Genomic DNA, 25,007 nt, shown 5'->3' with positions numbered 1-25,007 from the left:
TGATCCATTTTGTCGAGCGGGGACATCTGCGACATCGGCAAAGACTAATGTCTACCTCGCGTCCGAGAAGATCTCTCGCGCGCGGAAGGAGACAGCGCATGCGACTGCGTGGGTGGATCGCGCCGGTGATGGTGGGAGTCGCCGTGGCCGCGGGGATGGCTATCGCTTCCCCTGCGAGCGCCGCCGGAGGAGGCTGTTTCACCGCTGTAAGGAGCGGTTGGAACATCGGTGTTTGCAGCAGCGACAACGGTTCGTCGGTCTTTGGCGACATCTACATCAACAGCCGGGGCACCTTCAGTAGCTGTTCCGTGAGCTACAAACTTGTCACCTCGAACTCTGGCACCCTACTGAAGCAGCGCGGAAACCACAGCTGCACCACGGGCCATCACTCGGCGATCTCCGCCGCGATGCCTGCCGGGGGCGCTATAACCGTGATGACCCTGACGGTGAACGGCAACTCTACTTATCTCACCGGCAGCAGTCCCCGTGCCTACTAGGCCGCAGACGTAACATCGCGGATGGCGGCCCGAGCGATCGGGCCGCCACCCGCCGTCTTAGCGCACCCCGGTCAGGGCGGCGTCCGCAGCCCGGATCTCCTTGCGGAACTTGGCGTGCGACCAGGTCTTCTCATCTCCGACGTTGATGCGGGCCCAGATGCCCTTGGCCGGGCCGATCTGCGTGGCTCGGGGAAGTCGGCGCACGACGGCTATCGGCTTGGTGCCGCTGAAGCTCGTCGCGAAGACCACAATGGATCGATCCGTGACGGCGACGATACGCCGACGGACCAGTGTCTCGCCCAGCAACCCGGCGAGCCCACTGAGCCACGGCGAAACGCCCGACTGGGCGAGGAAGACCTGTTGAACCTGTTCCTCCGGCAGCAGCGGCTGTGTGCGCGCAACCAGCTTGTCTCGCAAGCTCATTTCCGTGTTTCTCCGTTCCGATCCTTCAAGATCAACCGGCGCAGCCTAAAGCCACGAGCCCGGCCGACCCGTACCTCCAACCGGCCGGACTTGCCTGCCCGAACAGATGCCCGGAACGTCACCGCCGTGCGACGGCAACCCGCACCTCGACTGCGCGGCCTCCTGAGTTCACCAGGGCGCTACGTCCCCCGTCACCACGTCGAGTAATCGGTCTGAGGTGGTGACGCCGTCGGCAGCTTGGCGGCGGCGATGACCTTGCCGTCGCCGTCGAGGGCCTCGAAGGTGACCCGGCCGGCGTCGGGTCCGTCGACGACGGCCGCCGAGGCGGTCACCTCCGCCGTGTCGATGGTGACGCCGTCGCGGACGGCTCGTACGCTCTTCGCCCCGTCGGGCGCGATGACGAGCTTCGCGAAGCCCGCACTGAGCGAAAGCGGCAGCACGGCACCCGTGTCGGCCGGATTCGCCGGAGTCCACGTGAAGAAGCCCGTGTTGTTCGGACTCTCCGGCCCAAGCTTCGTGTGGAGGAGGTTGACGCGGAGCTGCCACCCGCCACCCACGAACGGCGTGGCGAGGACCACCGCACGGCCGTCGGCGCCGTCCAGGACACCGGCGAGGCGGCCACCCCAGATCACTTTGGTCGGCCCTGTGCTTCGGTTGGAGATGTCCCAGGTGGCGCCGAGCTCGTCGCGGGCGAGGTCTCGATCAATCTGGCCTCGGGCGCCCACAAGGGCGGCGTCGAGCTCGGCGTCGGTGGGCCGCCCCATCCCCGACCACCGAGAGGTCTCGGCCGGCCGCAGCTCCTTCACCGTCCCGGCACACACCACCCGCCACCATTCTGCCCGCTCCGTGGCGGTGGTTCGCACCACGAAGGATCCGGTCGGCTCCGGCGTCCAGACGTCGAGATCCGGGAGCGGTGCGGACTCCACGACGCAACCGGCCGGTGCCAACCCGAGCACTACGCCGGCGGCCGTGTTGCCGGGGCCGGACGGGTTGGCCCGAGTCTCGAACGGTTGCAGGGCGTCGCCGATGCCGGCGGTTGCTCTCGGGTCGGCCAACTCGCTAACCGACGCGCCGTTTCGGGCCACGAACCAGGCACCGCCGTTCTCCCATCGCGAGACGGGGTTGGGTGTGCGCCGGTGGAACGCGACGAACGCGACCCGGGTACTGCCGATGTCGTCGACATAGAGCACGTTGACCTCGCTGACCGGCGCGATGCTGCCATAGGCGCCCACCTGGACCCGCTCGTACACCAGCGCGCCGAACAGCTCGACGAATGCCGGGTCGGTCGTGCCGACCGCGCCGCGCACGGGAGAGTGCCGAAGCTCTTCCGCCCACTGATGGATGTCGCGGGGCCGCTCTACGACGGCCGGATCTTCACGGCTCGGCAGCAGCGGCAACGTGGCCGCGACCAGCGCGATCAGCGCGAGCCCCGCTCCCGCCAACCCCGCGCGCCGCCGGCGGACCCGTCGGAGGCGAGCGCGCAGGCGACCATACGGATCGGGCGCCGGCCGGACCTCGTCGGCGAGGTCGACGAGTGCGGCATGAACGCGTTCGTCCACGGTCATCGCTGGTTTCCCTTCATCAGTTCCTGTTCGCCGAGAGCGACGCGCAGCCGGGCCAGGCCGCGGGACGCGTGACTCTTCACCGTGCCGACCGGCCAGCCCAACATGGCGGCGACCTCGGCTTCGGGCAGGTCGTCGAGATATCTCAGGACCACCACCACCCGGGTACGCGGCGGCAGGCCGCGCAGGGCCGCGACCAGGGCGTGGCGCCGCACCACCCGGTCGGCCGGGTCGTCACCGCCGTGCTCGGGCGGCTGGGTGCCGACGGACTCCCGCGAGCGCACCCGATGCCACACGCTGATGTGTTGGTTGGCCATGGTGCGCCGCAGGTACGCGAACGGTTCGTCCACCTTGGACCAGCGCCGCATCACCTTGAGCAGTGCGGACTGCACCAGGTCCTCGGCGTCGTGCGCGGAACCGGTGAGCAGGTACGCGATCCGCAACAGATCGCCGTACCGCAGGTCTATGAACTCCCGGAACCCGCTGTCGTCTTCCGCCACCCGGTACTCCTTCTAGGCCGTCGCTACCTTCACGACCCGGGCGGCACGGGAAACGTTGCGGTTCAGTCGAAGATTCTTGTGGCGAGCAGGAACATCAGCACCGACATGAAGGTGAGCAGCAGGTGCAGGCCGAAACCGCCGACGTTGCCGGCCTTCCCGCGCCAGGTGACCGGGAAGCGGCTCGGCGCCACCCGCCGGGCCATCCGGATGACGACCGCCGAAAAGATGTTGGCGAGGATCGAGATCACCGCCAGGTACGGCAGCAGCGGGTGACCCAGGTTCGTCGCCGAGGTGAACCACGTCGCCCCGAACGCCAGCAGCGCGACCGTGAACGTCAGCTTCATCCACTTCGCACACCAGCGCGCGCGGGCGTCGCGGACGCGGTCCTCGGGCGAGATCTCGGTGCGGCGGCTGCTCCGGGTCATGCGGCAGGTTAGCCGGTCGACGCGTCCGTCGACGCCTTGGGCTCCTTGGAATTCTTCGGCTTCTTGGTCGGCTTGGGCGACTTCGACGGCTTGCCGGTGCCGTGCCCCCGGCCCCAGCCGTTGCCGTTGCCCGGAACCGCGCCGGGAGAGCCACTCGGAGACGCCGGCGGCGCCGAGGTGGCCGGCGGACGCGGTGGGACGCTCGGCCGGTTCTCGTGGACCACCCCGCCCGGCCGGCCCGGCGCCCGTTGGTCGGTGGATGCGGGGGGCGTCAACGACGGGGTCGGCAGCGTGCCCGTCGCCGCGGCGACCGCGAGCCCACCCCCGGCCAGCACCACCCCGGCGACCGCGACCTTGACGACCAGCGCGCGGCCGACCACCCGGGCCTTGCGCCCGGCGACCGGCACCGGATTGCGCGCCGCACGGAACGCCGCCAGCGCCGCGTCCTCGCCCCGCAGCTCCGCCGGGTGTGCCGGGGACCGCAGCGCGGCCAGTGCCGGCGGCAGCGGACCGCCGTCGAGCATCCGGTCGAGCTCCGCGTCCGTGAGCGGATCGCGATCAGCCATCGTGCCGCTCCAGGAGCTCGGCGAGCCGGCGCAGCCCGCGGTAGGCGGCCGTGCGTACCGCGCCGGCGCGCTTGCCCAGCACCCGACCGGCGCTGATCGCGTCGAGCCCGACCACGACGCGCAGCAGGACCGCCTCGGCCTGGTCGCGGGGGAGCGTGGCGATCAGCGCGAGGGCCCGTTCGGTGGCGACCGCGTCGGTCGCCGCGCCGGCGGTGTCGGCGGCATCGGCGAGCGTGGCCAGGTGTGTCTCGCCCGGCACCGTCTCGGGCCGGCGGCGGACGCGGCGCAGGTGGTCGAGCGCGCGGTGCCGGCCGACGGTGGCACACCAGGCCCGGAAGCCGGCGAGGTCGCCGGTGAACGAGGGCAGGTCGCGGCAGACCTGCAGCCAGGTCTCCGAGGCGACGTCGTCGGCGTCGGCGCCCACCAGCACGTGCAGGTAGCGCAGCAGGCCGGGGTGCACGAGCCGGTACACGGCCCGGAACGCGTCGTCGTCGCCGGCCAGCGCCGCGGCGAGCAGGTCGTCGGGCTCGGTCGGCGGCTCGATGGGCGACGAGCGCCGCGACGTTACGACCACGGCATGGTGGAGCCGAACCGCACGGAACGCTCCTCCCCGAGTGGACGCCGGACGCGTGGTGACGATTCCACCACGGCGCCCGGCGCACAACCCGGGGGACCCGGCTGTGCCCCTCCGCCGGGTCGCAGTGGGTCCGCTCAGCCCGGCCCCGGATCGTGATCCCACGACTGGGACAGCGCCGGACGGGCGCCGGATGTCACACCAGACGGGCCGGGTCGGGCAACTGGGCGCGGCCGGCCGGGTCGCGGTACACGGCCAGCGCCCAGAACAGCAGGGCCATGCCCATCGCGCCGGCGTCGGGGTTGCCCACGGCCCGCTGACCGACGTACGAGGCCCGCCCCATTCTCGGCAGCAGGTCGGAGGTCGCCCGGGCGTGGTCGAAGGCCTGGTTGGCCACCATGGTCCAGTCGACCGGGGGCCGGGCGGCGCGCAGGTCGTCGACCGTCGGGCCGAGGCAGTCGAGCATCGTCCGGTCGCCGACGCTGGCCTCGCCCACCCGGGAGATCGCCGCCGTCCCCGCGGCCAGGCCCGCGACCAGCGCGTCGTCGCCGTCACCACCCCGGTCGAGGCTGCCGCCGACGTCGTTGAACAGCAGCCCGATCAGCGGCCCGCTGGTGCCGCCGACCTCGTCCAGGAAGTACGTCGCCGCGGTCTCGAACTCGGTGGCCAGGTCGGCGTCCGGCGGGATCCGGGCGACCGCGCCGCGCAGGCCCGCACGCAGGTTGTCGCCGTAGTCGCCGTCGCCGGCCGCCTGGTCGAGGCGGGTCAGCTCGCCGTACGCGCTCTCCGCGGCCTCGTGGTAGAGGTTCATCAGCATGGCTGGCCTCACTTCCGGAGCCCGGCGGTCCAGGCCGGCGCGTCGAAGAGCCCGTCCCAGCCGCCGGACGGATGCGTCTCGACCGACGGTTCCAGCATGGTCATCGTGATCGAGAAGCCCTTCATGTCCAACGCCGGCGTGTACGGCCCGACGAGGCTGCGCTCCACCGCGATGTCCCGCGTCGCGAGCGCGTCGACCGTTTCAGCGAACACGTTGTAGAGCTCGATGTACGTGGTCCCGCCGAGCCCGTTGACGAACAGGAGCACGGACCGGCCGCCCGGCAGGTGGCTGACCACGTCGTCGACCATCCGGGCGACGAGCTCCTCCAGCGACGGCCGGGCGATGGTGTGCTGGGCCCGTTCGCCGTGGATGCCGACGCCGTACTCCAGCTGTCCGGGTTCGAGCTCGAAGCCCGGCTCGCCGGTGACCGGCGACGTCTGCGCGAGCGACGCGACCGCGATGCTGCGCGACCGCCCGACGATGGTCTCCCCGAGGGCGACGAGCTCGTCGAGGCCGGCACCGCGGTCGGCGGCGGCGCCGAGCAGCTTCTCGACGAGCACGGTGGCACCGGTGCCCCGCCGCCCGGTCGCGGTCTGCTGGCTCTCGGTGGCGACGTCGTCGTCGACGAGCACCCGCGCGACCGGAATGCCGTCGTGCCGCAACCGCTCGGCCGCGATGCCGAAGTTGATCCGGTCGCCGGTGTAGTTCTTCACGATGTGCAGCACTCCCGCGGGGCCGGCGGCCGCGCGGCTGCCCTCGTACACCTGCCGGTTGTGGGGTGAGGCGAAGACCCGCCCGGGCGCGGCCGCGTCGAGCATCCCGCGACCGACCAGGCCGACGTGCATCGGCTCGTGCCCGGAGCCGCCGCCGGAGAGCAGCCCGACCTGCCGGCGCGGATCCCGGTCGATCGAGCGGACGTAGACCGGATCGGTGCTCAGCTCCACGACATCGGCGTGGTCCCGGGCGAACCCGAGCAGGGCGCGGTCGACGTACTCGGTCTTGGAAGCGTAGAAGGGTTCCGCCATCGGCTCGTCTCGATTCCTGGTCGGTATCGGTCACCGGCGCGTTCTCCCCATCATGCGTCGGCCACGGGCACCCGTCCGGGGATCGGCCGCCTGGGATGGTGATCTCCGATCCCAAACCTCGCAGGAGGGCATTCGCGGGTCACCACGCACTAGATTGCAGGCATGGAACCGGTGTACGGCACCTGGATCCGGACCGCCCGGCTGCGCCGGTTCGCCGCGCTGAGTGGGGTTTGCCTGGCCGCGAGCGCGTTGGCGTTCTGGTCGCCGTGGTTCCTGCTGTTCCTCGTGCCGTTCGTGCTGTTCGGTTACATCACCACGATCCTCGCGCTGACCGTGCACCGGTTCGCGCCGCGCGGCGGTGACGTCCAGCGGCTGATCCACGACCTGATCGTCACCAGGGTCGAGGCGGGGGAGCGGGTGCTGGACGTGGGCTGCGGCAGCGGCAGCCTGGCCGTCAAGCTGGCGCTGGCGAGCGCGGACCGCCGGGTCGTCGGGATCGACTCGTGGGGCCGGGACTGGGCGTACTCACAGCGGCAGTGCACCGACAACGCCCGCCTCGAAGGGGTCGGCGACCGGGTGAGCTTCAGTCGGCAGAGCGGCGCCGCGATCGGGTTCGCCAACGGCGCGTTCGACGCGGTCGTGAGCTGCCTGACCTTCCACGAGATCCGCGACCTGGCCCACGCGGCAGACGGCGTCGTCGAGGCCCTGCGCGTCCTGCGGCCCGGCGGCCGGTACGTCTTCCTGGACCTGTTCGGCGATTCCGCGTCCTATCCGTCGCTGAACGACGTGCGGGAGGCGATCGGCGTTGCGGACGCGTCGGTCGCGGAGCTGACGAGCCTGGCGGACCTCGTGCCGTTGCCGTATCCGTTGCGGCATCCCAAGGTGCTCGGCCACGCGATGCTGGTCACCGGCACGAAGCGCGGGCCGGCGTGCCCCGCGCCGGACGACAGGGAGGACCATCCGGCTGCGAGGCCCGCAGGCTCCGACTGGACCGGCACGCCGGCCTAGGTCCGATCCCGCGGAACCTAGCCGGCGCCAGGCGGACGGCCGCGCCTTCCGCCTCCCCCGCTCGACCCGAGCCGACTCTAGAAAAAGGTGCCCGCACACCGACAGCGCCGCGCGCCGGGCCGCGACCCGGCCGGACCGCCCGCGCTGGTCGTGAGCTGGCCTTCCGGCGCCGAACCAAGATCACAAACGGATGGCAGTCGGATGGCGGCCCGAGCCGGGCAGCGCGGCCAGGGCCTCGGACGCCCGTGCCTCGATCGTGTGGTAGCCGCACTCCCGCGCCAGCTCCAGGCAGGCCGTCAGCCGCGCCGCCGCCTCGTCGGCGCGGTTCAGCGCCCGCAGCGCCAGGCTCTGCCGGATCAACACCTCGACCTGCTGGTAGGTCAGGTCGTGGTCGCGGCTCCGGGCCTCCGTCGCGGCCAGCACCACGAGCGCCCGACCGGGATTCCCCTCCGCGGCGACCAGGGCGGCCTCCGCGAGCTCCGTCATGCCGACGATGGTCGGGTCGACCGGGCCCGCGGACCGCTCGAGCGCGTCGCTGGCCAGCCGCCACCAGCGCCGGGCGTCGTCCAGGTCGGAGTCGTCGGACGCGATCGTGCTCAGCTCCGCGTACGCGTGCGCCACCTGGTCCTCGCGCCCCAGCTCGGTCGACAACAACGCGGCGGTCTCGAGCCAGGTTCGGGCGGCCGCCGTTTTGCCGGCCTCGTGTGCCGACTGGCCGGCGTTGATGGCGGCCGACGCGAGCAGCCTGGTCCCACCGGTCTCGCGGGCGATCTCGGCCGCTGCCTCGTAGCGTTCCAACGCCTCGGCGGGCCGGCCGAGCTCCTGGAAGCAGTTGCCGATGTTGCCGAGGGCGACGGCCTGCGCGTACCGCGAGCCGACCTCGCGGCTGAGCCGCAGGTCCTCGTTGAAACAGTCGAGCGCGGTCGCGAGCTCACCCACCCGCCGGTGCGCGAGGCCCAGGTGCCCGACCGCGACGGCCTGGCATTCCCGCCACCCGACCGAGCGGGCCAACCGCAGCGCCGCACCGTACGACGCGATCGCCGCGCGATGGTCCCCCTGCCGCCGCTGTGCGTCGGCGATGCCGAGATGGTGCAGAGCTCGACCGTGGACGCTGCCGTCGGCCTCCGCCGCGGCCAGGCCGTCGGCCGACACGGCGGCGAGGTCGAGCCAGGCGGCGCTGCCGAGCAGGTAGCCGCGCAGGCCGGCGGCCAGCCGCCAGGCGAGCCGGTGCCACCCGGCCTCGTGCGCGAAGCTCACGGCCCGCAGCAGGTTGCTCCGCTCGGCGGCGAGCCAGGCCCGCGCGGCCTCGGCCGCCATGGGCCTGGGCGGTCCTGGCTCGAGAGCCGCCAGCAGCGTCCGCGCCTCGGGGAAGAGCACGGCCGAGGCGGCGTCGAGCCCTTGGCCGAACCACTCGACCACTTCGCGCGGCCGGTCCTGCGCCACCGCGAGCTCGACCCCGAACGCCCGCGGCAGGTCGTGCAACGCCAGCCGCCCCGGCGCCGGTTCCTCGACGAGGTGGACGCCCCGCAGCCGGTCGAGGTCGGCGCGCGGCGCGAAACCGGCGAGTGCCGCCACGTCGAGGTCGGCGAACGGCAGCCCACAGAGCTGGTGGAAGGCCCGCTGCGTAGTCGGAGGAAGCGCGGCGTACGTCGAGCGCAGCACGGACCGCACGCCGGCGCCCAGGTCTCCGGGGTTGTCCAGCGCCGCCAGGCGCCCCGTGCGCAGCAGGTCGGCCTGCGCGTCGAGGCGTTGCCCGGGTGCGTCGGCCAGGTTCGCCGCGACGATCCGGATCGCCAGCGGCAGGCCACCGCACAGCTCGACCAGCTCGGCCGCGGCATCCGGCTCGGCCGTGACCCGCTCGGCGCCGAGCACCCGCGCGAGCACGGCGATCCCGTCCGTCGGCTCCAGCGTCCGCAGGGGAACCCGGGCGACGCTGTGGCTGGCGAGCAGGCCGGACAGGGAGTCCCGGCTGGTCACGACGACGAACCCCGCGGTGCCACCGGGGAGCAGCGCGCGTACCTGCGCCGCCGAGCCCGCGTTGTCCAGCACCACCAGGCAGCGCCGTGCGGCGGTGCGCGCCCGGAACACCGCACCCGCTTCGTCCACATCGGACGGCAGCTCGGCCCGGGGCACGCCGAGTCCGACCAGCGCCCGGTGCAGCGCCGCCAGCGGTGGCAACGGCGGCTCGTGCGGGTCGTAGCCGCGCAGGTCGACGAAGAGCGTGCCACCCGGGAAACGGCCGGAGTGCCGGTGCCCGAACCGCACCGCGAGCGCCGTCTTGCCGACGCCGGCGGTGCCCGTGACCAGCGCGACGCGCGGTCCGTCGGCGGCGTCCGCGAGCGCGGCGAGGGCGGCCAGCTCGCGGTCGCGGCCGGTCAACAGCGCGACGTCCATCGGAAGCTGGTTGACGGGCGGCGGCGGTGCGACCGGCACGGGAGCCGGGGGAGCGGTCGGCAGGCCGTCGGTATGCACGGCCGGGTCGTCGCGGAGGATCCGGCGCTCCAGCTCGGCCACCAGCCAGGACGGGTCCAGGCCGTGCCGGTCGCGCAGCAACCGGCCCACGTCGCGGGCGGTGGCCAGGGCGTCGGTCCGCCGTCCGGCGCGCACCAGGGCCAGCATCAGCAGCGCCACCGCGCGGTCCCGTTCCGGGTCGGTGTCGACCAGGTCGCGCAGCACCGCGATCTGCTCGTCGTGGCCGCCGAGCCGGATCCGCGCCTCGGCCAGCAGCTCCACGGCGTCGGCCCGCTGCCCGGCGAGCCGATCGCGGACCGGTCCGGCGAAGGGCGCGGCGACGTCGGCGAGCGCCGGGCCGCGCCACGACGCCAGCGCGGCGCGTGCCGGGCGGACGACGGCCGGCCAGGCGCCCCGCCCGGCGGCGGCGACGGCCCGGGCCAGGTGCCGCTGGAAGACCCGCTCGTCGACCTCGGCCGGTTCGGCCGCCAGCTCGTATCCGTCGGTGCGGGTCAAGATGCCGGCCAGCTCGCGGCGCAGGGCGGCGACGTCGTTCTGCAGCTGGGTGCGTGCGGTGCCCGGCGGTGCCGAGCCCCAGAGCGCCGCGCTCAGCTCGCGGGCGGGCACGGCGCGGTTGGCGGCCAGCAGCAGGTACGCGAACAGGGCGCGCCGGCGCGGTCGCTCCACTCTGGACCAACCGGTCGACCCGTGCACCTCGACCGGTCCGAGGAGCCGGAACTTGATTCGATCACCCATGGCCCGCACATCGTACGGGCGACGGCCAGGCACACCGCGTGTATACCCTCAGCGTATACATGTGGTGTATGGTCCTCGGCATGAGCGTTCCCCTGACCCTGCTCGGCCTGCTCGAACGCGAGCCCAGCCACGGCTACGACCTCAAGCGCGACTACGACACGTTCTTCGGCCGGGGCAAGCCGCTGCCGTTCGGGCAGGTCTACGCGACCCTGGCCAGGCTGGCCCGCGACGGCAAGGTGGTGATCGCGGTCGAGCCCGGCGACGGTCCGGAGCGCAAGCGCTACGTGATCACCGAGTCCGGGGCGTCCGAGGTGAACGCGTGGCTCGTCGAGCCGCTCGCACCGGAGCCGCACCTGCAGACCGTGCTGTTCGCCAAGGTGGTGCTGGCGATCATGCTCGGCCGCCCGGCGGAGGAATACCTCGACACCCAGCGCCGCGCCCACCTGGCCCGCATGCGCGAGCTGACCGAGGTCAAGCGCGGCGGCAACCTGGTCGACGCGCTGCTCGCCGACCACGGCCTGTTCCACCTCGAGGCCGACCTGCGGTGGATCGACACCACCGTCGCCCGGCTCGACGCGCTCACGAAGGAGGTCGCCCGATGATCGAGGCCCGCGCCGTGACCCTCTCGTTCGGCGAGACCCCGGCCCTCCGCGGCGCCGACCTGCGGGTCGCCGAGGGCGAGATCCTGGCCGTCATGGGCCCGAGCGGCTCCGGCAAGTCGACCCTGCTGCACTGCCTGGCCGGCATCCTGGTGCCCGACTCCGGTGAGATCCACTTCGCCGGCCAGCGTGTCGACACACTGGACGAGGGCGCGCGCAGCGCCCTGCGTCGCGACCGGTTCGGCTTCGTCTTCCAGTTCGGCCAGCTCGTCCCGGAGCTCACCGCGGTCGAGAACGTGGCCCTCCCGCTGTTGCTGGCGGGCACCCGGCGCCGTGCGGCGATCACCGAGGCGAGCGCCTGGTTCGCCCGGCTCGACCTCGACGGCCTCCAACAACGCCGCTCCGGCGAGCTTTCCGGCGGTCAGGCGCAGCGGGTCGCGCTGGCCCGCGGCCTCGTCTCCCGTCCCCAGGTGCTGTTCGCCGACGAGCCAACCGGCTCGCTCGACTCGCTGACCGGCGAGCACGTCATGGACCTGCTGGTCGGCTCGGCCCGCGAGCAGGGCACCACGGTCGTCGTGGTCACCCACGAGGCCCGGGTCGCCGCGTACGCCGATCGTGAGGTCATCGTCCGCGACGGCAAGGTGACCAGCCTCGACGCCGAGCCGGTGCGGTCGTGATCGCACTCGGCCTGCGCCTCGCCGTCGCCGGCGGCCGCGAGGCGGCGACCCGGCTCGTCGTCGTGGCGCTCGCCGTCGCTCTCGGCACCGGCCTGCTGCTCGCCACGCTGGCCGGCATCAACGCCACCAAGACGCAGAACCTGCGCTACGCCTGGCTCAACACCGGCGTCGCCGAGACGACCACCGCGGCGCGACCCGGTGTCGACCCGTTCTGGTGGCTGGGCCGGGGGAGCTACTTCCGCGGCGAAGAGCTGCTCCGGCTCGACGTGGCCGCGACCGGCCCGGCGACGCCGGTGCCGCCCGGCATCCCGGCGCTGCCCGGCCCGGGCGAGTTCTACGTCTCGCCGGCGCTGCACGACCTGCTGCGGACGACTCCCGCCGCGCAGCTCGGCGACCGGTTCCCGGGCCGCGAGGCCGGCGTGATCGGCGACGCCGCCCTGCCGTCACCCGACACCCTGATGGTCATCGCCGGCCAGCCACCGGAGGTCCTGGCGGCCCAGCCCCAGGCCACCCAGGTCAGTGCCATCCTCGGCGGCGGCCCGGCCACCTGTGGCCGCTGCATCGTCGGCCTCGACGACACGATGTTCACGATCTCCCTTTCGGTCATCGCGGCCGGGCTGATCTTCCCCGTGCTCATCTTCATCGGCACCGCCACCCGGCTCTCGGCCGCGCGCCGCGAGCAGCGGTTCGCCGCGATGCGCCTGATCGGCGCCACGCCCCGGCAGGTGTCCCTGCTGGCCACCGTCGAGTCGACCGTCGCCGCGGCCGCGGGTGCCCTGCTCGGGTTCGGCGTCTTCTTCGCCATCCGGCCGGGGCTGGCCGCGATCCCGTTCACCGGCGCCACGTTCTTCCCCAGCGACCTGACCCTCACCTGGGTCAACGTGCTGGCGGTGGTGGCCGGCATTCCGATCGGTGCCGCGGTGGCGGCGCGGCTCGCGCTGCGCCGGGTCCGCATCTCGCCGCTGGGGGTGACCCGCCGCGTGACGCCCAGGCCGCCGCGCGCCTGGCGGCTGATCCCGCTGGTCGCCGGCATCGCGGAGCTGGCCTGGTTCGTCGGCCGCAAGCCGGAGACCACCGACGGGCAGACCTATGCGTACCTGGCCGGAGTGGTCCTGATGGTGGCCGGCCTGGTGCTGGCCGGGCCGTGGCTGACCATGCGGGCGGCGCGCCTGGTGGCCGGCCGGGCGCAGCGGCCGGCGGCCCTGATCGCCGGTCGCCGGCTGGCCGACGATCCGATGGCGGCATTCCGCGCGGTCAGCGGGCTGGTGGTGGCGCTGTTCGTGATGACGGCGGCGAGCGGTGCGATCACGTCGTACGTCGCCGAACGCGCCCGGCCCGCCGCCGACTCGGTCGAGGCCACCTCGCTGACGCAGAACTTCCGGGCCGACGACCTGGCGCCGGGCAGCCCGGTGCCGTCCGTCTCGGACATCCCCGCCGACCTGTCGGCCATCCCAGGCGTCCGGGCGGTGCTGGCGGTCAAGGAGGGCGACCAGCAGCGGGCCCGCGACTCGGCGATCCCGGAGGGACCCGGCGTGATCGCCTGCGCCGACCTGGCCAAGGTCCCGGAATACGGGTCCTGCCCGCCGGGCGCGCGGACGGTGGCGGTCTGGAACGACCTGGTCGGCCCGCGCGAGCCGGGTGTCCTCCCGCATCAGCGCGTCTGGCCGGTTTCGACGATCACCGACCTCGACTCGCGGCGGCTGCTCTCCGTCGTCGTGCAGACCGACGGCTCGGACGCGGCCAAGGAGCAGGCGCGCACCGTGCTGGCCACGATGAACCCCTGGGCCATGCTCCCGGCCACCGAGGCGGAGTTCGAGACCGACTCGGCGCGGACCCTCGTGCAGTTCCAGCGCCTGGCCGACGTGGTGATCCTGGCCAGCCTGCCGATCGCCGGGTGCAGCCTCGCGGTCAGCGTGATCGCCGGCCTGACCGACCGCAAGCGCCCGTTCAGCGTGCTGCGGTTGACCGGGGTGCGGATCAGGATGCTGCGCGCGGTGGTCGCCCTGGAGACGGTGGTGCCGCTGGTGGTCGTGGCCGCGGTCGCGATCGGCGCCGGCTTCCTGGCGGCCACGCTGTTCCTGCGGGCACAGCTCGACTACCCACTGCACGCGCCGGGCGGCAGCTACTACGCGATCGTCGGCGGCGGACTGCTGGCGTCGCTCGGGATCATCGCCACGACGCTCCCGCTGCTCCGCCGCATCACCGGCCCGGAGACGGCCCGCAACGAATAGCCCCTCGGGGGTACGGGCCGCCCGTCGCTCGCCCGTACCCCCGATGCGGGCAAAATGGGCGTGTGATCATCCTGATGCACAGCTCGAAGACCATGCGGCGGCCGAGCACCGGCCACCGGCCGACCGGCACGCCCGTGCTCGTCGACCAGGCGCGCGAGCTGGTCGACGAGGTGCGGGCGTTGCCGGCGGCGGAGCTGGCGAAGATCATGAGCGTCTCGCCGGACCTCGCGGACAAGACCCGGCAGCAGTACGTGGACTGGAGCACCGATCCCGCGGAGCTCGCGCCGGCCGCCGAGTCGTTCGTCGGCGACATCTACAGCGGCCTGCAGGTCGACACGTTCACCGCCGCCCAGCGCCGCTACGCCGACAAGCACCTGCGCATCCTGTCCGGGCTCTACGGCATCCTGCGCCCGTTCGACGGCATCGCGCCGTACCGGCTGGAAATGGGCTACAAGCTCCCGCGCGGCACCATGTACCAGTTCTGGGGCCGGTCGATCGCCGACCAACTGCCGGCGAAGGGGCCGATCGTCAACCTCGCCGCCGTCGAATACAGCAAGACCGTCACCAAGTACGTCGACCCCGAGCGGATCGTCACGCCGAAGTTCCTCACCGTCGACCCGAAGTCAGGCCAGCCGAAGTTCGTCACCGTGCACGCGAAGATTGCCCGGGGCGCCTTCGCCCGTTGGCTGGTCACGAGCGGCGGCCGGGACCTGGCCGAGTTCGCCGAGATCGGCTACCGGCACGAGCCCGCGCACGGCACCGGGCGCGAGCCGGCCTTCGTGTGCGCCGAGTTCGGCGGCAAGGGCCTGTCCATCCGGCTAACCTGACCATTTCCCCCATCTGCGGCTCGGGGTTCGGGTCCGGGCCCGCCCCGGAGGTGTCGAGGGTGGACACCGGAGCAGGATCTCGGGTATGACGCAGACGACTCCGGCCACCCGGCCCGACACGACGCCGCTGCCGGCGCCGACCACCATGCTCGGCCGGCTGGGCCGCTGGTGCTTCCGGCGCCGCTGGACCGTCCTGGGGCTGTGGCTGGTCGCTGTCGTGGCCGGCGGGTTCACCGCCGGCCCGGTGTTCGCGGGACTCGACGACGACCGGGGCCCGTCGTCACTGGAGTCGGTGGCCGGCAGCGAGGTCATCTCCGACGCGTCGACCTCGGCCGGATCGATCATCGGGGTGGTGCGGGGAGTCGACCCCAATTCGCCGGAGGTACGCGCGGCGGTGCTCGCCGCGGCCGGCAAGCTGGGCTCCGTCAGTGGCATCACCGGCGTACTCACGCCGTTCGGCGACAGCCCGTCCGCCGCCGCACTGCGCGCCGAGGACGGACGCGGCCTGCTCCTCCAGGCCCGGCTGGCCGATCTCTCGGGAGACGATCTCGACACCGCCACCGACGCCGCCGTGACCGAGCTGCGCGCACTCGGGCCGGCGTTGAAGGCCGCCGGCGAGCCCGAGGCCACCGTCGAGGTCGGTGGGGGCCGGTTGGTCAACCGCCAGGCCAACGAGCAGGCGCAGAAGGACCTGTCGTTCGCCGAGCAGCTCTCCCTGCCGATCACCCTCCTCGTGCTGATCTTCGTCTTCGGCGGCCTGCTCGCCGCCGTGATCCCGGTGCTCGGCGCGATCGTCTCGATCGCCGGCTCGTTCACCGTGCTGCTGTTCTTCGCCAACATCACCACCCTCGACCAGAACGCGGTCACCGTCGTGACGCTGATGGGCCTCGGCCTGTCCGTCGACTATGGACTGCTGCTGGTCGCCCGCTACCGCGACGAGCTCGCCGCCGGCCGTTCGCCCGCCGACGCGATCGGCGCGGCCTGGGCGACGGCCGGGCGCACCATCTTCTTCTCCGCGCTGACCGTCGCGGCGGCCCTCGCCGGTCTGCTGGTCTTCGGCGTGACCGCCCTGTCCGCGCTGGGCGCCGCCGGCGTCTCGATCGCGCTGGTGGCGATGCTGGTAGCGCTGACCTTCAGCGCGGCCCTGCTGGGCCTGTTCAAGCGCTGGATCAAGCCGGCGAAGGTTAGGGCTCAACGTGACGAGGGCTTCTTCTACCGGCTCGCCCACGGCGTGCAGCGTCGGCCGCTGGTCACCGCGCTGGCCACCGCGGCGGTCCTGCTCGCCGCCGGCCTGCCGCTGCTGACCATGACGGTCAAGGTCGACGACCTCGACGGCCTGCCCCGCTCGCTGGAGTCGGTCCGGGTGATCGACGTGCTGGCCGCCGACTTCGCCCGCCCGGCCCAGCCGGCCGTCACGGTCGTGGCCCGCACCGACGCGGCAACTCTGGAGTCCTGGGCCAGGTCGCTGAACTCCCCGGACATCGCTGGCGTCCGCCCGGCCGAGCAGATCGCGCCGGGTGTCGCCACCGTCGACCTCGACGCCGTCGGCGACCCGGAGGGCGAGGCCGCGCTGCGCCTGGTCGACGCCGCGCGCGCCGACCGCCCCGACGGCGTCGAGTCGTGGGTGACCGGCATCGCGGGCTTCCACCGTGACCTCAACGACCTGCTGCTGTCCCGGCTCCCGTACGCGATCGCCCTGACCCTGCTGGCGATGGTCGTGCTGCTCTGGGCGATGACCGCGTCGCTGGTCGTGCCGATCAAGGCCGTACTGATGAACGTGGTCTCCCTGGGCGCCACCTTCGGCGTGCTGAACGCGGTCTTCGAGCACGGCTTCCTGGCGGGCGTCCTGCACACCCACGTCGTCGGCGGCCTCAGCCCGTTCGTCCTCGTGACGGTGTTCGCGTTCGCCTTCGGCCTGTCGATGGACTACGAGGTGTTCCTGCTGGCCCGCATCAAGGAACACGTCGACCGCGGCGAGCCGAACGACGTGGCGGTGCGCCACGGCCTGCAGAGCTCGGGCCGCATCATCACCTCGGCAGCGCTGCTCATGGTGGTGGTCTTCAGCTGCTTCCTGACGGGCCGGATCGGCACGGTGCAACAGATCGGCCTGGGCCTGGCGGTAGCGGTAGCGATCGACGCGACCCTGGTCCGCTGCGTCCTGGTCCCGGCGACGATGACCCTGCTGGGCCGCCGCAACTGGTGGTCACCCCGCCCCCTGGCCCGCCTCCACACCCGCCTGGGCTTCCGCCACTAGCGTCGTCGGTAGGATTTTGCAAAAGGCTGACGATCAAGGGAGCTTTTTGCCATGCGTTTCCGGACTGTTCACGGCCTCGGGCTGGCGGTTGCCATGCTCGCGTCCGGCCTGGTGGTGGCGGCCCCGCCGGCCGCCGCGGCCGTTGACCGCACGTTGCGGGTCTACAACAACAACATCGAGAACCTGGTCCGCAACAACGCCGACGGTACGTGTACGCGTGTCTCCGGGCCGGACCATCTGACCTCGATGCTCGTCGACGACGCGGGCCAGACCGGGACGGCCGGCGTAAAGGCGCCGGACCTGCTGATCGTCCAGCAGGTCCGCGGCACCGGGCAGGCGACGGCGTACGCGGACCAGCTCTCCGCGAAGTTCGGCCTGCCGGCCGGCACCTACAAGGCGATCGTGGCGTGGGACGACCCCGAGCCGTGGGGCGGCACCCACAAGTGCAGCCAGCAGGACCTCGGCGACCTGAAGAAGAAGCAGACCAACGGGATCATCTACAACTCGCAGCGGCTGAGCCTCGCGGCCGGCGACATCTCCAAGTACTGGAGCGCCGGCTGGCTCAAGCCCGGCACCTCCTACGCCAACGGCGCCGGCTGCACCCTCTACAAGCCACCGAACAACGACGACGGCAGCACCTACGAGTACAAGTGGAAGCGGACCAGCGCGATCGCGGCGCGGTTCACGCTCAAGGACTCCGGGACGTCCGTGTTCGCCGCCACCATGCACCTGCCCGAGGAGAACCGGCAGAACGCCTGCGCCGGTGACGGCGACAAGGGCATCGGCTCGACCGGCATCCACCTGGGCGCCGACGCCACCAGCCTGCTCAACGCGTCGACGATCCGGATCGTCGGCATCGACGCGAACCGCACCGGCATCCCGGCCAGCACGTTGTCGAGCTACGGCATGACGGGGTACGGCACCGCGGCCACCAGCGGATCCAGCAAGATCGACTACCTGTTCGTCCGAGGCACCGTGCAGTCGTCGCCAGTCGGCCACACCGTGGCCGCGACCAAGTCCAACCACAAGGCGTTGTACGGGTTCGTCAGCTACTGACCTGCTCCACCAGCGAGACCACGTCGACAGGGGCGCCGCCGGTCAACGCGGACCGGCGGACCGCCTCCATCAGGCAGAACGTCTCGATGCCCTCGACCAGGTCGGGGGAGTGCGCGGCGCCCGACCGGAGCGCGTCCGCGAAATACTGGAGATAGTTCGCGAACTCCCCGTAGTGCATGCCGTGCACCTCGTTGTTGAAGTGGTAGTGGCGGTACTCGTACAGCATGTCCTCCACCACCTCCGTGCCGTCCGGCGCCGTGTGCAGATAGCGCATGTCGTGGTACTGCGCCATCGACGTGCCGTCCGATCCATAGAGGACACACTCGATCGAGTTGCGGGCCCGGGGCAGTTCGTGCGTCCCGTAGTGGCCGAACACCCGGCCGATCCGGCCGTCCGCGGTCGTCGCGTTGACCGAGTAGATGTCGTACGACGCGCACCCGTGCGCCCGGGCCAGCGCCGAGCGGGCGCCCACGGCCGACACCGTCGCGATCGGACCCAGGTACCAGCGGAGCAGGTCCAGCGGGTGGCTCAGGCCGAGATAGACCCAGTCGGTGCCGTCGACGATCCACGGCGCCCGGTCGTAGTACCAGTCCATCCGGTGCGTGTAGTGGGCCTCGACCACCTCGACGTCGCCCACCTCGCCCCGCTCGAACGCGGCACGCTGGCGACGGAACGACTCGAAGAACCGGGTGGACTGGCCGACCAGCAGCCGCCGACCCGTGCGCCGGGCCGCGGCCAGCACCGACCGGGCCGCGGCGAAGTCGTTGACGATCGGCTTGGTGCACACCACGTCCTTGCCGGCCTCGAACGCCGCGACGATGTGCTCGGCGTGCAGGTGGTCCGGCGTGTAGACACCCACGATCCGCACGTCGTCGCGGGCCAGCAGCTCGGCGTACGACGCGGTCATCGCCACGTCCGGCACCTCCGCGCCCACCTCGGCCCGGGTGGCGGGATCGAGGTCGCAGCCGGCCACCGGCCGCACGCTTCGGGTCCGATAGGCGGCCAGCAACGCCGTGCGGCCTTCGTGCAGCCCGACCACTCCGAGCCCGAGCGGTGCGGGGTCCGAGTCGTCCCGGGGGTACGAGTGCACGCCGCGCGCGACGCGGGGGAAGTGGCTCACGTTGGCTCCTCGGTGCGGTGGACGGTCGCCCAGACCTCGCGGTGGGCATCGAGGTCCCGGGCCTGCTTGGCCGCCTCGACCAGGTCCAGCACGACAGTGGTGATCTCGAACGGCCGCAGGGCGACCGTGACCCGCGAGCCCTCGACGGGCAGCGCCTCGCGTAGCTCGCCGAGGGTGGTCGCCCGCCAGGCTCCGGCGACGGTGCCGTCCACCACCAGCTCCGCCGAGCCGGCGACGCCCGCGAACTCCACCAGCCGGACCAGCACCGGCCGGTCCAGCGCCGTCGTGGCGTGGTCCGGCAGCGCGGTCCCCGCGTAGCCCGTCTCCCGGTAGACCGCGGTGACCACGGCGCCCGGCAGCCCGTCCAACCGCAACAGGGAGTACGACTCCGGCTGGTCGCCGCCGGGCCCTGACGGGCGGGCCACCAGGACCGGCCGGGTGAACTCCTGCGCCAGTCGCCAACGCGTGGCGGAGTCCAGGCCCCGGTGCGGCAGCACCCGCACCCGCGCGTGCACCGAGGCCGAGAACTTGTCCTCGTCCCACGGGTCGCGCATGGACAGCACGTTCCAGAATCCGGTGGTCGCCCGCAGGAAGCCCTGGCTGCCGTCGTGCAGCCAGAGCAGCCCGGCACCGTCCGCGTCGAGCAGGTCGACCAGCTGCAGCCCCGTGAACGGGTCGACGACCTCCTCGAACTCCTGCGGCGAGGTCATCCAGTCGCCGGTCGGGTACTTCCGCGGATAGCGCCCCCGACCGGTGACCGGGGTGACCGCATAAGGGGTGTCGTGCAGCACGGTCCGCACGTCCAGGTCCGGCTCCACCAGCGTCATCAGGCTGGCGTGGTGCCGGCCGTCCGGCGGCGCGATCGCGTCGGCGTCGAAGGACAGGTCGACGGCGTCGAGCTCCGGCGCGAGCGCCACGGTCAGCCGGACCTCGTCGCCGGCCGGCGAGCCGAGGCGGATGACGACCGCGTCGCCGGCGACGTCGACCGAGACCGGCGTGTACGCGACCTCGGTGCCGTCACGCTCGCAGCGCAGGCCGCCGAGCCCGGACGGTCCACAGTCGAGCGATCCGATCCGGCTCACCACACCGCGCCGGCGGTCGACGGTCACCGCGAAGGAGCCCCGCCGCAGGGTCACGGTCGCGGCGGACTCCTCGACCGCCACCTCGGGCGCCGGCCCTGTCCCGGCGAGCCCGGTCCACCCCAGGGCGGGCACGTCCACGCGCTGACCGTCGACGACCGCGGTCCGTTCCCAACCGAGCGGGTTGACCACGACGGTCCCGCCGCCCACCCGGTCCGCGAGATGGGCGACCGTGCGGTCCAGCACCGCCCGAGCCAGCGTGTGCCCGCGCTCCAGGCCCGCGTAGCCGACGTGGCCGCACAGCCCTTCACACTCGTCGTTGTCGTGGTGCTGGAAGGCCAGCAGCTCCCGCCAACCCTCCTCAAGCTCCCACACGGGATAGACGTCCCAGTGCGGATAGGGCCGTCCGAGCCGCCCGGCCAGCACGCTCAACGACTCCGCGGAGAGCAGCGCCTGCTCGGTCTCCCGGCTGCGCCGGTGCCCGCGATCGCCGTTCTTGCCGACGCTCATCCCGTGGAAGACGTCGTCCATCGTGTACGCCCGCGCCGGCGCGTCCGTGCCGACGGCGTCGAGCACCTCGGACAGCGTGCCGAACCGCACGTCGATCCCCGGCGTGGACAGCAGCTCCGTCATCCCGTCGACCAGCAGCTCGGACCGGCACATCCAGTCCGGCGACGGCAGCAGCTCCAGCCACTGCTGGATGACCGGCGCCGGCGATTCAGTGAGCAGGGGATGCGCCCGCAGCGCGGCGAAGTCCTCCGGCCACTGGTGCAGGTTGAGCGGACCGCGCGGGGTGCTGAGGATCCGCGTGCCGTCCAGGCCCTCCCAGCGGATCGCCGGGACGTCCTCGACGGGCACGTGCGGGGTGTGCCAGGTCCACTGGAAGAACAGCGACGCGTACCGGTAGCCGGTGTCGGCCAGCAGTTGCGGCAGCTGCGGATAGAAGGAGAACTCCTCCTCCCAGAAGCTGACCGGCCGCACGCCGAGCAGCCGCCGCACGGCCCGGACCCCGTAGGTGAGCTGCCGCACCGCCGACTCGCCGTGGTGGAACAGCGGGTACGGCTGGCCGTAGCTGGCCCCGACGACCTCGACGGTCCCGTCGGCGACCGCGTCCCGCAACAAGGCGAGCGCGGACGGTTCCTCGGCGGCCATCCGCTCGAAGCCGACACCGTCGAAGTTCAGGTTGCCCCGCGCGCCCGTGGCGGCGCTGAACGCCAACATGTCCCGGACGGACGCGCCGAGCACGCCGTACCCCCACAGCCACTGCATGTCGACCCAGTGGAAGTGGTTGCCGAACGTGTACCAGACGGGCCGGCTCACCGGTCGGCCAAGGGAATGAACACCCGCATCTCACCCGGCGCCCGGTTGGCCCACGCGTAGTAGGGGATGGCCGTCACCGGCACGGACGAAGTCGGCTCCGGCGAGCCCGAGTAGGTCCGGTAGAGCGGCCCGTCGTCGACCGCGACGGCCGACCCGGTGGCGGTCAGTGTCGTGACCCCGCCGAGCAGGTCCGCCCGGTGCTCGGCCGCCCATTCCTCGGTGCCGCGCAGCCGGAGCCCCGCGACCGGAGTCTCGTGGTCGGCCTGCTCGACGCAGTAGACCAGCGGCCCGCGGGCCAACGCGACACGGTGGTGCGTGGCCGCCACGCGCGGGTGCGCCACCAGCGCGCGGACCTCGGTGCCGAAACCGAGCTCGACGCTGTCGCCGGCGGTCCAGGTGCGCCGCAGCGCGACCTGCCGCGACCCGGCCTCCACCGCGGCGTCCACGCCGTTGACCCGGACCGTCACGTCGCCGCCGGCCCAGCCGGGCACCGGGAGGAACAGCGTGAACTCGGTGGGCGCGGGCGGCGACACGGTCACCCCGACCGTGCCGCGCCAGGGCAGCCCGGTGGCGACGTCCACCCGCACCGGCGTCCCGTCGGCCAGCCGCAGGTCGGCCTGGTTGCCGATGTAGAGCTGCACCCACAGCCCCTCGTCGCTGGTGGTGTAGAGGTAGCCGGGCAGGGAGGCGAGCAGCCGGGCGATGTTCGGCGGGCAGCAGGCGCAGCTGAACCACGGCTCGCGGCGGTGGCGGCCCGCGTCGGCGAGCGGGTTCTGGTAGAAGAACTCGGTGCCCGACTGCGAGAGGCCGGGCAGCACGCCGTTGTGCAGCGCGGTCTCCACCGCGTCGCGGTACTCGGGCTCGCCGGTGAGCAGCAGCAGGCGCCAGGCCAGGAAGATGTGCGCGATCGCGGCGCAGGTCTCGTTGTAGGCGCGGTCCGGCAGCTCGTACGCGTCGCCGAACGCCTCACCGTCCCACCGCGCGCCGACCCCGCCGGTGACCGCGGTCTTCCCGCCGGACAGGTCGGCCCAGAGTCGCTGCAGGGCGCCGCGGAGCTCCGCGTCGCCGGTCTCCAGCACGACGTCGGCCATCCCGGCATACAGGTAGAGCGCCCGGACGGCGTGCCCGGTCACCCGCGACTGGGTCCGGACCGGCTCGTGGTCGATCAGATACTCGCTGCCGTCCAGCACGCCCGCCCCGCGCGAGTCGAGCTGCCAGGTCGCCAGCGTCAGCCACCGCTCGTCGCCCGTGGTGCGGTAGAGCTCCACCAGCGCCATCTCCAGCCCTGGGTGGCCGCACGTGCCGGGCACCTCACCGGGCGCGAACCGCGAAGCGATGTGGGTGCACGCCCGCAGCGCCACGTCGAGCAGCGTGGTCTCGCCGGTGGCCCGCACGTGCGCCACGGCCGCGGCCACCAGATGCCCGATGCAGTACATCTCGTGCCGCACCACCAGGTCGGTCCAGCGCTCGCCGACGCGGTCGACCGAGAAGTAGGTGTTGAGGTAGCCGTCGGCGTCCTGGGCGCCGGACACCAGCTTGATGACCGCGTCGAGCCGGTCGCCGAGCTCCGCGGACGGGTCGGTGGCCAGGCTCCAGGACGCGGCCTCGATCCACTTGTACACGTCGGAGTCCGAGTAGTACCGGCCGCTGAAGTCACCGCCGACGCTGCCGGCCGCCCGCGCGAAGTTGCGCAGCGCCCCGGTCGTCTCGCACTGCTCGTGCTGGGCGGGGATCGTCACCTCGCGGTTGCGGCGCAGCCGGGGCGCCCAGAAGTCGTCCGTGACCCGCACGTCCTGCGGCGCGACCGGCCGCAGCCGCGCGTGCCGGCTGGCGGAGGTGTCGACGACGGGCCCATGGCGGTTTTCAGACATGCGGAGCTCCAAGCGCGGTGAGGTGCCGCCGGGCCCGTACGGGCCGGCGTGATGTGTGCAAGAAGGGGGTCTAGGCGTCGGGGACGAGCGGGCTGTCGTCCAGCCACTCGGTGCTGTCGGTGATCGGGGCCGGGCAGGACGCGCGGATCGCCAGCGAGCACGGCAGCCGGCGGATGCCCGGCTCCGGGTTGCCGTCGATCGCGCGCAGCAGGCTCTCGGCGGCCAGCCGGCCCAGCCGGTAGAGGTTCATGTCGACCGAGCACAGGCCCGGCCGGGTGGCGTTGGCGATCAGGGTCCAGTTGTCGAAGCCGACCAGGGCCACGTCGTCGGGGATGCCCACGCCGAGCCCGCCGAGCGCGTCCGCGACGCCCCGCCCGATCTGGTCGCTGCCGCAGAAGATGCCGTCGACCTTCCCGTCGGCCATCAGCTTCTGGGCGGCGTCGAAGCCGGTCCGCTCGGCGAACGGGCCGTACGTGATCAGCTCGTCGGGCAGCTCCAGCCCGGCCTCGGCCAGGGCCCGCCGGGCGCCGGCGACCCGTTCCCGGACCGCGAGCACGGAGATGGGCCCGGTGACGTGCGCGATCCGCCGGCAGCCCTGGCGCAGCAGCTGCCGGGCCGCCAGCCAGCCGCCGTGCTCGTCGTCGACGGTGATGCTGCTGTCGTCGGGGTTGCTGGAGGTCGTGTACGCGTACAGCACCGGGAACGGCAGGCTGCGCGGCAGCGGTGGGGCCGGGTCGGTGGCGCGGCCCGTGACGATCAGCCCGTCCACCCGGCGGGCCGCGAGCACGTCGAGGTAGTGCCGTTCGCGGACCGCGTCGCGGCGGGCGTCGCAGAGCAGCAGGCTCGCGGTGTCGACCGACAGCGAGTCCTCGACGCCACCGAGCAGCGGCGGCGTGAACCGCCCGTACCCGTCGCGGGTCAGCAGACCCACCGTGTACGTGCGGCCGGTGGTCAGCGAGCTCGCGTTGCGGTTGGGCCGGAAGTCGAGCTCCCGGGCCGTGTCCAGGATGCGCTGGCGGGTCTCCGGGCGCATCCGTCCCTTGCCGTTGAGCCCCTTGGAGGCGGTGGCCACCGAAACGCCGGCGGCGCGGGCGATGTCGCGGATCGTTGGCGCCACAACCACCCCTTCAGGCCAGTGCGAGAAACCGATTGCGCACGCTCGGCGCCGGTTGGCTATCGAACGTAGAGGCGCCGAGCAGGGAAAGCTAGAGGGTCACGTTGGTTCAAATTGAGAAACTGGTTTCCCACAGCTCAACCATTGACGGGGTTTCCCTGCGGTGGTTACGTTCCCTGCCAAGTTTCCGACGGAACGCTTCTGGCGACAGGCGAGGAGTCGGCCCTCGTCGCGCCCCCCATTCCCCCCGGCAGG

21 protein-coding genes are annotated in these 25,007 nt (G+C 72.7%); 8 read left to right on the top strand and 13 right to left on the bottom strand.

Annotated elements, in window-relative coordinates:
• The first annotated feature begins 98 nt into the window (after positions 1-98).
• A complete protein-coding gene (locus tag CHC05_RS40505; RefSeq protein ID WP_144022456.1) occupies positions 99-497 on the top strand; it encodes a hypothetical protein in 399 nt (132 codons plus the stop codon).
• A 57-nt stretch (positions 498-554) separates the two neighbouring features.
• On the opposite strand, the gene CHC05_RS03140 is transcribed toward CHC05_RS40505, so the two are convergent.
• The 8 genes from CHC05_RS03140 to CHC05_RS03105 form a co-directional block, all read right to left on the bottom strand.
• The gene (locus CHC05_RS03140) at positions 555-920 is read right to left on the bottom strand and encodes a hypothetical protein (protein WP_089244390.1); all 366 of its coding nucleotides are present in this window, start codon (positions 918-920) and stop codon (positions 555-557) included.
• Between the two features lie 191 nt (positions 921-1,111).
• Positions 1,112-2,485, bottom strand: a complete 1,374-nt coding sequence (locus tag CHC05_RS03135; protein WP_089244388.1) for a hypothetical protein — start codon at positions 2,483-2,485, stop codon at positions 1,112-1,114.
• Entirely contained in the window at positions 2,482-2,982 is a 501-nt protein-coding gene (locus CHC05_RS03130) for a SigE family RNA polymerase sigma factor (protein ID WP_089244386.1), read from the bottom strand. The genes CHC05_RS03135 and CHC05_RS03130 overlap by 4 nt, the downstream gene beginning before the upstream one ends.
• Positions 2,983-3,044: 62 nt before the next feature.
• The gene (locus tag CHC05_RS03125; protein ID WP_089244384.1) at positions 3,045-3,407 is read right to left on the bottom strand and encodes a hypothetical protein; all 363 of its coding nucleotides are present in this window, start codon (positions 3,405-3,407) and stop codon (positions 3,045-3,047) included.
• A gap of 8 nt (positions 3,408-3,415) precedes the next feature.
• The gene (locus tag CHC05_RS03120) at positions 3,416-3,973 is read right to left on the bottom strand and encodes a hypothetical protein (RefSeq protein WP_089244382.1); all 558 of its coding nucleotides are present in this window, start codon (positions 3,971-3,973) and stop codon (positions 3,416-3,418) included.
• Positions 3,966-4,547 carry an RNA polymerase sigma factor gene (locus tag CHC05_RS03115; RefSeq protein ID WP_179266027.1) on the bottom strand — a complete coding sequence of 194 codons (582 nt, stop codon included), beginning with the start codon at positions 4,545-4,547 and terminating at the stop codon, positions 3,966-3,968. The genes CHC05_RS03120 and CHC05_RS03115 overlap by 8 nt, the downstream gene beginning before the upstream one ends.
• 196 nt (positions 4,548-4,743) lie before the next feature.
• Positions 4,744-5,364 (bottom strand): DAK2 domain-containing protein, encoded by a 621-nt coding sequence (locus tag CHC05_RS03110; protein ID WP_089244381.1) that lies wholly within the window; start codon positions 5,362-5,364, stop codon positions 4,744-4,746.
• A gap of 8 nt (positions 5,365-5,372) precedes the next feature.
• Positions 5,373-6,389, bottom strand: a complete 1,017-nt coding sequence (locus CHC05_RS03105; protein WP_089244379.1) for a dihydroxyacetone kinase subunit DhaK — start codon at positions 6,387-6,389, stop codon at positions 5,373-5,375.
• A gap of 162 nt (positions 6,390-6,551) precedes the next feature.
• On the opposite strand from CHC05_RS03105, the gene CHC05_RS03100 reads away from it, so the two are divergent.
• Entirely contained in the window at positions 6,552-7,397 is an 846-nt protein-coding gene (locus CHC05_RS03100) for a methyltransferase domain-containing protein (protein WP_089244377.1), read from the top strand.
• Between the two features lie 180 nt (positions 7,398-7,577).
• Here CHC05_RS03100 and CHC05_RS03095 read toward each other — a convergent pair whose 3' ends face one another.
• Positions 7,578-10,604 carry an AfsR/SARP family transcriptional regulator gene (locus CHC05_RS03095; RefSeq protein WP_089244375.1) on the bottom strand — a complete coding sequence of 1,009 codons (3,027 nt, stop codon included), beginning with the start codon at positions 10,602-10,604 and terminating at the stop codon, positions 7,578-7,580.
• An 80-nt stretch (positions 10,605-10,684) separates the two neighbouring features.
• On the opposite strand from CHC05_RS03095, the gene CHC05_RS03090 reads away from it, so the two are divergent.
• The 6 genes from CHC05_RS03090 to CHC05_RS03065 all read left to right on the top strand — a co-directional run bounded on the left by CHC05_RS03090 (position 10,685) and on the right by CHC05_RS03065 (position 18,248).
• Positions 10,685-11,206 carry a PadR family transcriptional regulator gene (locus CHC05_RS03090; RefSeq protein WP_089244729.1) on the top strand — a complete coding sequence of 174 codons (522 nt, stop codon included), beginning with the start codon at positions 10,685-10,687 and terminating at the stop codon, positions 11,204-11,206.
• Positions 11,203-11,880: an ABC transporter ATP-binding protein gene (locus CHC05_RS03085; RefSeq protein WP_089244373.1), complete on the top strand. Its 678-nt coding sequence runs from the start codon at positions 11,203-11,205 to the stop codon at positions 11,878-11,880. The genes CHC05_RS03090 and CHC05_RS03085 overlap by 4 nt, the downstream gene beginning before the upstream one ends.
• Positions 11,877-14,111 carry an ABC transporter permease gene (locus CHC05_RS03080; protein WP_089244371.1) on the top strand — a complete coding sequence of 745 codons (2,235 nt, stop codon included), beginning with the start codon at positions 11,877-11,879 and terminating at the stop codon, positions 14,109-14,111. The genes CHC05_RS03085 and CHC05_RS03080 overlap by 4 nt, the downstream gene beginning before the upstream one ends.
• A gap of 62 nt (positions 14,112-14,173) precedes the next feature.
• Positions 14,174-14,938 (top strand): YaaA family protein, encoded by a 765-nt coding sequence (locus CHC05_RS03075; RefSeq protein WP_089244369.1) that lies wholly within the window; start codon positions 14,174-14,176, stop codon positions 14,936-14,938.
• 85 nt (positions 14,939-15,023) lie between these two features.
• Positions 15,024-17,192, top strand: a complete 2,169-nt coding sequence (locus CHC05_RS03070) for an MMPL family transporter (RefSeq protein WP_089244367.1) — start codon at positions 15,024-15,026, stop codon at positions 17,190-17,192.
• Between the two features lie 51 nt (positions 17,193-17,243).
• Entirely contained in the window at positions 17,244-18,248 is a 1,005-nt protein-coding gene (locus CHC05_RS03065; RefSeq protein WP_089244365.1) for a hypothetical protein, read from the top strand.
• Here CHC05_RS03065 and CHC05_RS41270 read toward each other — a convergent pair.
• The 4 genes from CHC05_RS41270 to CHC05_RS03045 form a co-directional block, all read right to left on the bottom strand.
• Complete coding sequence (locus CHC05_RS41270; RefSeq protein WP_179266026.1) at positions 18,238-19,368, bottom strand: Gfo/Idh/MocA family protein; 1,131 nt, start codon at positions 19,366-19,368, stop codon at positions 18,238-18,240. The two genes, CHC05_RS03065 and CHC05_RS41270, sit on opposite strands and share 11 nt — an antisense overlap.
• Entirely contained in the window at positions 19,365-21,767 is a 2,403-nt protein-coding gene (locus CHC05_RS03055) for a glycoside hydrolase family 38 N-terminal domain-containing protein (protein ID WP_089244361.1), read from the bottom strand. Before CHC05_RS03055 ends, CHC05_RS41270 begins: the two co-directional genes overlap by 4 nt.
• On the bottom strand, positions 21,764-23,638 hold the full coding sequence (locus CHC05_RS03050) for a glycoside hydrolase family 127 protein (RefSeq protein WP_089244359.1): 1,875 nt from the start codon (positions 23,636-23,638) through the stop codon (positions 21,764-21,766). Before CHC05_RS03050 ends, CHC05_RS03055 begins: the two co-directional genes overlap by 4 nt.
• Before the next feature lie 70 nt (positions 23,639-23,708).
• The gene (locus tag CHC05_RS03045) at positions 23,709-24,755 is read right to left on the bottom strand and encodes a LacI family DNA-binding transcriptional regulator (RefSeq protein WP_245870631.1); all 1,047 of its coding nucleotides are present in this window, start codon (positions 24,753-24,755) and stop codon (positions 23,709-23,711) included.
• Positions 24,756-25,007: the final 252 nt, after the last annotated feature.

The sequence above is a fragment of the Asanoa hainanensis genome, from assembly GCF_900188485.1.
Lineage (GTDB): Bacteria > Actinomycetota > Actinomycetes > Mycobacteriales > Micromonosporaceae > Asanoa > Asanoa hainanensis.
Note: the sequence above shows the minus strand (reverse complement) of the source record. Positions and strands in the feature narration are given on the sequence as shown.

Excerpts from the sequence above, each read along its gene's own strand:
- CHC05_RS03110 (WP_089244381.1), bottom strand. The coding sequence starts at position 5,364 with ATGCTGATGAACCTCTACCACGAGGCCGCGGAGAGCGCGTACGGCGAG.
- CHC05_RS03140 (WP_089244390.1), bottom strand. The coding sequence starts at position 920 with ATGAGCTTGCGAGACAAGCTGGTTGCGCGCACACAGCCGCTGCTGCCG.
- CHC05_RS03120 (WP_089244382.1), bottom strand. The coding sequence starts at position 3,973 with ATGGCTGATCGCGATCCGCTCACGGACGCGGAGCTCGACCGGATGCTC.
- CHC05_RS03050 (WP_089244359.1), bottom strand. The coding sequence starts at position 23,638 with ATGTCTGAAAACCGCCATGGGCCCGTCGTCGACACCTCCGCCAGCCGG.
- CHC05_RS03125 (WP_089244384.1), bottom strand. The coding sequence starts at position 3,407 with ATGACCCGGAGCAGCCGCCGCACCGAGATCTCGCCCGAGGACCGCGTC.
- CHC05_RS03100 (WP_089244377.1), top strand. The coding sequence starts at position 6,552 with ATGGAACCGGTGTACGGCACCTGGATCCGGACCGCCCGGCTGCGCCGG.
- CHC05_RS03135 (WP_089244388.1), bottom strand. The coding sequence starts at position 2,485 with ATGACCGTGGACGAACGCGTTCATGCCGCACTCGTCGACCTCGCCGAC.
- CHC05_RS03095 (WP_089244375.1), bottom strand. The coding sequence starts at position 10,604 with ATGGGTGATCGAATCAAGTTCCGGCTCCTCGGACCGGTCGAGGTGCAC.
- CHC05_RS03070 (WP_089244367.1), top strand. The coding sequence starts at position 15,024 with ATGACGCAGACGACTCCGGCCACCCGGCCCGACACGACGCCGCTGCCG.
- CHC05_RS03105 (WP_089244379.1), bottom strand. The coding sequence starts at position 6,389 with ATGGCGGAACCCTTCTACGCTTCCAAGACCGAGTACGTCGACCGCGCC.
- CHC05_RS03065 (WP_089244365.1), top strand. The coding sequence starts at position 17,244 with ATGCGTTTCCGGACTGTTCACGGCCTCGGGCTGGCGGTTGCCATGCTC.
- CHC05_RS03090 (WP_089244729.1), top strand. The coding sequence starts at position 10,685 with ATGAGCGTTCCCCTGACCCTGCTCGGCCTGCTCGAACGCGAGCCCAGC.
- CHC05_RS40505 (WP_144022456.1), top strand. The coding sequence starts at position 99 with ATGCGACTGCGTGGGTGGATCGCGCCGGTGATGGTGGGAGTCGCCGTG.
- CHC05_RS03085 (WP_089244373.1), top strand. The coding sequence starts at position 11,203 with ATGATCGAGGCCCGCGCCGTGACCCTCTCGTTCGGCGAGACCCCGGCC.